Annotated in this window: 5 protein-coding genes; 3 read left to right on the top strand and 2 right to left on the bottom strand. The window is 77.1% G+C overall.

Annotated features, from left to right (window positions below; all coding sequences use genetic code 11):
- Positions 1 to 40: 40 nt before the first annotated feature.
- Positions 41 to 2119 (bottom strand): hypothetical protein, encoded by a 2079-nt coding sequence (locus tag ACFU7Y_RS36685; RefSeq protein WP_380770950.1) that lies wholly within the window; start codon positions 2117 to 2119, stop codon positions 41 to 43.
- 132 nt (positions 2120 to 2251) lie between these two features.
- Here ACFU7Y_RS36685 and ACFU7Y_RS36680 point away from each other — a divergent pair, with 132 nt between their 5' ends.
- Positions 2252 to 3655: a DUF6350 family protein gene (locus ACFU7Y_RS36680; RefSeq protein WP_380770949.1), complete on the top strand. Its 1404-nt coding sequence runs from the start codon at positions 2252 to 2254 to the stop codon at positions 3653 to 3655.
- An 18-nt stretch (positions 3656 to 3673) separates the two neighbouring features.
- On the opposite strand, the gene ACFU7Y_RS36675 is transcribed toward ACFU7Y_RS36680, so the two are convergent.
- Positions 3674 to 4324 carry a hypothetical protein gene (locus ACFU7Y_RS36675; RefSeq protein WP_380770948.1) on the bottom strand — a complete coding sequence of 217 codons (651 nt, stop codon included), beginning with the start codon at positions 4322 to 4324 and terminating at the stop codon, positions 3674 to 3676.
- Positions 4325 to 4712: 388 nt separating this feature from the next.
- Between ACFU7Y_RS36675 and purN the strand changes: the two genes are divergently transcribed.
- Both purN and purH read left to right on the top strand, forming a co-directional pair.
- The gene (gene purN, locus ACFU7Y_RS36670) at positions 4713 to 5372 is read left to right on the top strand and encodes a phosphoribosylglycinamide formyltransferase (RefSeq protein ID WP_224282299.1); all 660 of its coding nucleotides are present in this window, start codon (positions 4713 to 4715) and stop codon (positions 5370 to 5372) included.
- On the top strand, positions 5369 to 6970 hold the full coding sequence (gene purH / locus ACFU7Y_RS36665) for a bifunctional phosphoribosylaminoimidazolecarboxamide formyltransferase/IMP cyclohydrolase (protein ID WP_224282300.1): 1602 nt from the start codon (positions 5369 to 5371) through the stop codon (positions 6968 to 6970). The genes purN and purH overlap by 4 nt, the downstream gene beginning before the upstream one ends.
- Positions 6971 to 7020: the final 50 nt, after the last annotated feature.

Below are 7020 nucleotides of genomic sequence, written 5' to 3'. Positions count from 1 at the left end.
CGCCCTCCCCGGGCGGGGGCGCTCGTCGTCTCCGGTGCGTTCAGTGCCCGCTCGGCCCCGTCGTGCAGGGCAGTGGCGACCACGGCCGACAGGCCACCGGGCCCTGCGGCGGGGGAGCGCCGATCCGGCCCGCCGCCGGCAGCCCCCAGCGCGCGGCCGCCTGCGGGTGCGGCTCCACCAGGACGGCCTCCAGGCCGGGCGCCGGACTGCACCAGATGCTGGTGATGCCGTTCGGCGCCCCGCCGGGCAGCAGCGGCACGCCCGGTGCCGCCGCCTGCGCCCCGGTCGCGGGCAGGCACAGTGCGGGCTTCGGCGGGGTGGTCGACCGGAACAGCACCGCCGGGCGCACCCCCGTCAGGGTCGCCAGCGTCGCCCCGCCCACCGCGACCGTCAGCAGCGCCGCCGCGCCCGTCCGGCTCGCCGTACGGAGCCGGTGCCGGGCCCGCAGCACCGGCACCGGCGTGCGGTGGGGCTCCGGGCAGCCGCGCACCGCCGCCCGGTGCAGCAGCCCGCTCAGCCCGTCCGCGAAGCCCGGTGCCGCCGGGTCCGGCCCGACCAGCTCCGGCACCCACTGCGCCAGCGCCGTACGGGCGGCCCACACCCGTCCCTCGGCCGCCGCCTGCGTGGACTCCGCCTCCACCGAGACCGCCGCGGCCGGCAGCCCCAGCCCGTCGTGCAGCACCAGTGCCCGGCGCTGCGGCCGGGACAGCTGCTTGAGCGCCTTCAGCAGCGCCCGGTCCCGGTCGGTCAGCCGGTCGTGGTCCGGCAGCACCGCCTGCGCCTCGTCGGCCGGACGCACCTTGATCCGCCGGTACGGCAGCCCCCACACGCGCGCCCGCCGGGCCCCGCCCCGGTGCCACGGGGACAGCGCCAGCTCGCAGGCGCGCACCCGTACCCACCCCTCGGGGCTCCCCGAGGCGACCACCGTGCCCCAGTGCCGCCGGGCCTCCCCGAACGCCCGCCGCACACAGTGCACCGCCCGGTACCGGCAGGCGGTCAGCAGGAACACCTGCTGCACCAGGCGGGTGTGCGCGGTCTCGTAGAGCTCCTCGAAGCTCACCGCCGGCGGCTCCGCGTCGAGGTCGTCGTCCGCACCCGCGGGAGCGGCGGCGGCCAACGCCGCCCGGCCGGGGCCGGCGGCCGGGGGCGTGGCGCGGTCGCGGTCGGCCGGATCCTGGGCGTGTGCCGCGGGTGAGGCGGTGGTGTCGCCTTCCTCCTGCGCGGACCGGGTCTGCCGGGCCCGGTCGGGGTCGACGGGCTGCGTGTGCCTGCCGTCCGTTCCCTTCGTGGCCGGGGCCCGGGGCGGTGTGCCGCCACGGCCGGCGGTCGTGCCGCCGGCCGTGCCGGCGGGGGCTGCCGGGCCACTGCCACCGCCCGCGTTCGCGGTGCTCTCCGGCCGAGCCTGCGCGGGGCCTGCGGGGGCCACCGACTCGCGGCCCGCGTCGGACGGCCGGCGCTGCCCGCCGCCCGCCGCCGGTGCGGCCTGGCACGCCGGGGGTGTGATGGCGTGTTCCGGCTGGTCGACGGGCGTGCGCCGGTCCTGCGCGCGCCTCGGGGCGGCGCACTTCCTGGTGGCCGGCGGAATGCCGGTGACCTGGCGCGGCTTCCCGGCCGGAGTCTCGGGGACCGCACCGCCGTTCACGTCCCGCGTGGGCCGGGCGGCCACTCGCGCGCGCTCGCCCGGGGCCGCCCGCCGAGTGCCGTCGGAGGCTCCCGGGGCGGGCTTCCCGGCGGCTGCCAGTGCTGCCGGTACGGGACCGGGGGCAGCCGAGGCCGGTCCAGGGCCGGCCGGGTCGAGGCCGGCGAAGTCCGCCGGGCGCCCGGTCGGGCAGGGGCCCGAGGGGTGCGGCAGCGCGTCGGCCAGCAGGGCGAGGGCCTCCGCCTCGGTGCGGGTGCCGAGCTTGCGCAGGGCGCGCTGGAGGTAGCTGCGGGCGGTGGTGGGGGTGACACCGAAGGCGGCGGCAGTGCGGGGGAGGTCGTGGCCGGCCGCGAGGTGGGCCAGGGTCTGGGCCTCACGTGGGGTCAGTTTCCGCGGCGGGTGGACCGCTTCGGCTGCGGCGTGGGCGCGCTTGCGGTGGCGCTCCGGGGTGGGGGAGTCGGCGGTGGGTGGCGTGGTCATCAGACGCTCCGGGCCGGGGCACCGGCGGCTTGGGGGTGGGGTCTGAAAATGCGCATAAGCCAATAATCTGGGACACGTCGGCGGTTTGGCGCTTCACGGAGCATGGCGAGTCGCCTTGGCACCATGTGGCGCATGACGCAGCTGATGGGCCGTCCGATCCTTGAGTCGCCCGGCGAGTTGGGCGGGCGACCCGCACTGGCCGACCTGTTGACGGGAGTGCGGACGGCGCTGGTCGGCCTGGCGGCGGTCGGGGTGCCGGTGCTCGGGCTCTGGGTGGTGACGCCGTACGCGGACGGCGGCGCGGCCGCCGTCACCCGGTTGGCGGGGGTGCTCTGGCTGCTGGGCCACGGCGCGCCGGTGCTGCGCGGGGCGGCGGACGCCCCGCTGACCGTCACTCCGCTGCTGCTCGGCGCCCTGGCCGTGGTCCGGCTCTACCGGGTGGGCGCCGGGGTGGCGGCGCGGCGCGGGCTGCGCTCGCGCTGGGGCGGTCCGGTGGCGGTGTGGGCAGGGTACTGCGTGGTGGCCGTCGCGGTGGCGCTGCACTGCGCGGGCGCCGGGCTGTTCCGCAGCCGGGTACTGCTGGACGTCCTGGTGGTGGCGCTGGTGGCGGGCCTGGCGACGGCTGCCGGAGCCCGCTCGGTGACCGTCCCCGACGTACCGGCCGACTCCCTGCTGGACCGGCTCCCGCCGCCGTACCGTCCGGCCGGCGGCGGGCCGGTGGTGCGGGCCGCGACGCTGGCGGCCGGGGCCGGGCTGGTCGCGGCGGGCGGACTGCTGGTGGTGTTCTCGGCGGTGCTGGACGCGGTGGCCGGCGGCGGGCGGGGGATGGCTCTGCTGGGGGGCGGGTCCGCCGCGCTGTCGGGGCTGCTGCTGCTCGCGGTGGCGCTGCTGCCGAACGCGGTGCTGTGGGGCGCGGCGTACGCGCTGGGTCCCGGCTTCGCGGTGGGCGCCGGGACGGTGGTGTCGCCGGCCGGTACGGTGCTGGGCCCGGTGCCCGAGTTCCCGCTGTTCGCCCTGCTGCCGGCGGACGGACCGGGTGGCTGGCGGCTCGCGGCGCTGGCGCTGCCGCTGCTGGCCGGGGTGGTGCCGGCGGTGCTGCTGGGCCGAGCGGCGGCGGGCCGACGGCTTCCGGCCGCCGGGTCCGGGCCGCGGCCCGAGCCCTGGCCGCCGGCCGCGACGGTGGTGGCCGCGCTGGCGGCGGCGCTGTCGGTCGGGGCCGGGACGGCGGTGCTGGGATGGCTCTCCGGCGGGGCGCTGGCCGGGATGCGGCTGGCCTGGGTGGGGCCGGTGCCGTGGTCGGGCCCGGCGGCGGCGGGCTGGATCGCGCTGGTCGCCGTTCCCGGCGCGCTGCTGGTGCGGTACCGCGTGCTGGGCCCGGCGGACGGCGGGGGCGTGTGCGCCCGGCTCACGCGGCGGGTCCGCCGGGGCGTGCTGGAGCTGCGCGCCGGTACGAACGCCCTCGTGGCGCGGCTTTCCGGACCGGGCGTCCGCACCGCCGACGAGCCGGGCCCCGACGAATGGGACCCGGACGTCTGAGCGGATCCGGCGGTCCGGCTACTCGGCGCTCCCGGTGAAGTCCACGTACCACTGCGGCGCGTACCGGTCGCAGTTCTGGGCGCCGACGGTGGTCAGCGAGTCCTGGACGCAGGTGACGTAGTCGCGGTAGTGGTACCCGAGGCCGATCACCGAGGTGGCGACCACGATGGTCATCGCGCCGGTCAGGATGCCGGCGAGCGCGGCCGGGGTGAGCGGGTTCGGTGCCGGGGCCGCGGGGACCGGTCCACCCGGCCCGGCGACCGCGGTGGCGGCCGGGGCGGGCCGCCGGTCCCGCAGCGCGCCGACGCCCCAGACGATGCCGAGCGCCCCGGCCAGCAGGGCGATCCAGTGGAACCCCGCGAACAGGCAGACGAGTGCGAACGGCCCGGCCAGCGCGGCGTTGCGGGCCTTGCGGTGGGCCGGATCGGCGAGGTCGAGCCGGGGCGGCTGCGGGGCCGGCGGCCGCTGACCGGGGCGGCCGTCGCCGCCGGGGCCCCACGGCGGCGGCAGCTGGGGGCGCTCGCCGCCCTGGCCGTCGGAGCCCCCCTGCCCGTCGGATCCGTGGCCTCCGCCGGCCCAGGGGCTGCGCGGCTGCCACGGCTGGTCCGGGGCATCCGCCGGCGGCGGCGCGAAGGGGTTGCGCTCGCCGGTGTCGTCGCCGCTGCTCATGGGTTCAGCCATTCCTTCTCGGTCGGAGCTCGTTCGGAGGTTCTCGCGTCGGAGCGGTCTCCCGCGCCCCAATGATCCCGCAGCCGTCCGTCGGGTCGGCGGCGGCCCGTGCCGCGGGGCCGCGGGCCGTTGCGGGCCGGGGCAACTCCGGTGCGGTGGGCCGGAGGAGATCCCCGTCTCAACTACGCGCGTAGCGCCGCCGGGAGGGTGCGGAGGCCGTCCGACCAGCCGTTATCGTGGTGACGGTCAGCAGCCCACAGAGGTTCCCCGGGGCCCGCGTCGCGGCGGGTTTCCCCGGAGTTCCCCCTCGCTCGACCTGCCGTTCGTAGTGGCCCCACCGCCGGTGGACGTACCAGCGGACGGCGCCCGACCTACGGAGAAACGCGCAGTGGCCGCCGCCCCCGCCCAGCACTTCCCGCCCCGTACGCCCGGACCGGCCCGCCTGGTGGTGCTGGTCTCCGGCTCCGGCACCAACCTGCAGGCGCTGATCGACGCCGTCGCCGATCCGGCCTACGGAGCCGAGATCCTCGCCGTCGGCGCGGACCGGGACGGGATCGTCGGCCTGGAGCGCGCCGAGAAGGCAGGCCTGCCGACCTTCGTCCACCGGGTGAAGGACCACCCGGACCGGGCCGCCTGGGACCGCGCGCTGACCGCTTCCGTCGCCGAGTACCAGCCGGACCTGGTGGTCACGGCCGGCTTCATGAAGATCCTCGGCCCCGAGTTCATCACCGCCTTCGCCGGGCGGATCGTCAACACCCACCCCGCACTGCTGCCCGCCTTCCCCGGCGCCCACGGCGTCACCGACGCGCTCGCGTACGGGGTGAAGGTCACCGGCTGCACCGTCCACCTGGTCGACTCCGGCGTGGACACCGGGCCGATCATCGCGCAGGGCGTCGTCGAGGTCGTCGACGCCGACCACGCCGATGGCGGCGAAGCGCTGCACGAGCGCATCAAGACTGTCGAGCGAAAGCTGCTCGTCGACGTCGTGGGCCGGCTGGCCCGCGAAGGTCACCGCATCGAGGACCGAAAGGTATGGATCCCGGCATGAGTGCCAGCTCCACCACCCCCCCTGTCTCCGAGAACGTCCGTCCGATCCGTCGTGCGCTGATCAGCGTGTACGACAAGACCGGTCTGGAGGAGCTGGCCCAGGGCCTGCACGCCGCCGGGGTCTCCATCGTCTCCACCGGCTCCACCGCCGGCCGGATCGCCGCCGCCGGTGTCCCGGTGACCGAGGTCTCCGAGCTGACCGGCTTCCCGGAGTGCCTGGACGGGCGCGTGAAGACGCTGCACCCCCGCGTGCACGCCGGCGTGCTGGCCGACCTGCGGCTGGAGTCGCACCGCGCGCAGCTGGCCGAGCTGGGCGTCGAGCCCTTCGACCTGGTCGTCGTGAACCTCTACCCGTTCAAGGCCACCGTCGCCTCCGGCGCCACCCCGGACGAGTGCGTCGAGCAGATCGACATCGGCGGCCCGAGCATGGTCCGCGCCGCCGCCAAGAACCACCCGTCGGTGGCCGTCGTGGTCGACCCGGCCCGCTACGGCGACGTGCTGAAGGCGGTGCGGGAGGGCGGCTTCGACCTGGCCACCCGCAAGCGCCTGGCCGGTGCCGCGTTCGCCCACACCGCCGCGTACGACGTGGCCGTCGCCTCCTGGTTCGAGGCCGGCTACGCGCCGAGCGACACTGCGAACATCAGCGGCTCCGCCGCGGGCTTCCCCGAGTTCCTGGGCGCGACCTGGGAGCGGCAGAACGTGCTGCGCTACGGCGAGAACCCGCACCAGGGCGCCGCGCTGTACAGCGACGGCACCGGCGGTCTGGCCGGCGCGCAGCAGCTGCACGGCAAGGAGATGTCGTACAACAACTACGTCGACACCGACGCCGCCCGCCGCGCCGCCTACGACCACACCGAGCCGGCCGTCGCGATCATCAAGCACGCCAACCCGTGCGGCATCGCGACCGGCGCCGACGTCGCCGAGGCGCACCGCAAGGCGCACGAGTGCGACCCGGTCTCCGCGTACGGCGGCGTGATCGCCGTCAACCGCCCGGTCACCGTCGCGCTGGCCGAGCAGATCGCCCCGATCTTCACCGAGGTCGTCGTGGCCCCCGGCTACGAGGAGGGCGCCCTGGAGGTGCTCACCCGCAAGAAGAACCTGCGGGTGCTGCTCGCCCCCGAGGCCCCGGCCAACCGCCAGGAGGTGCGCCCGATCTCCGGCGGCGTGCTGCTCCAGGACGCGGACCGGGTGCACGCCGAGGGCGACGACCCGGCGAACTGGACCCTCGCCACCGGTGAGGCGCTGACCGCGGAGGAGCTGGCCGAGCTGGCCTTCGCCTGGCGGGCCTGCCGGGCCGTCAAGTCCAACGCGATCCTGCTGGCCAAGGACGGCGCCTCGGTCGGCGTCGGCATGGGCCAGGTCAACCGGGTGGACTCCTGCAAGCTCGCGGTCGAGCGGGCCGGCGAGCGCGCCAAGGGCGCCTACGCGGCCTCGGACGCCTTCTTCCCGTTCGCGGACGGCCCGGCGATCCTGATCGCGGCCGGCGTCAAGGCGATCGTCCAGCCCGGTGGCTCGATCCGCGACGAGGAGGTCGTCGCGGCGGCCGCCGAGGCCGGCGTGACCATGTACTTCACCGGTGCGCGGCACTTCTTCCACTGATCCCGCCGACGGCGTGACGGTGTGACAGAGCGGCCCGGCCCCCTCCGAGG

Origin of the sequence: Kitasatospora sp. NPDC057542, from assembly GCF_042801945.1 — a bacterium.
In the GTDB taxonomy this organism is placed as follows: Bacteria; Actinomycetota; Actinomycetes; order Streptomycetales; family Streptomycetaceae; genus Kitasatospora.
Note: the sequence above shows the minus strand (reverse complement) of the source record. Positions and strands in the feature narration are given on the sequence as shown.

Excerpts from the sequence above, each read along its gene's own strand:
- ACFU7Y_RS36685 (WP_380770950.1), bottom strand. The coding sequence starts at position 2,119 with ATGACCACGCCACCCACCGCCGACTCCCCCACCCCGGAGCGCCACCGC.
- ACFU7Y_RS36680 (WP_380770949.1), top strand. The coding sequence starts at position 2,252 with ATGACGCAGCTGATGGGCCGTCCGATCCTTGAGTCGCCCGGCGAGTTG.
- ACFU7Y_RS36675 (WP_380770948.1), bottom strand. The coding sequence starts at position 4,324 with ATGAGCAGCGGCGACGACACCGGCGAGCGCAACCCCTTCGCGCCGCCG.
- purH (WP_224282300.1), top strand. The coding sequence starts at position 5,369 with ATGAGTGCCAGCTCCACCACCCCCCCTGTCTCCGAGAACGTCCGTCCG.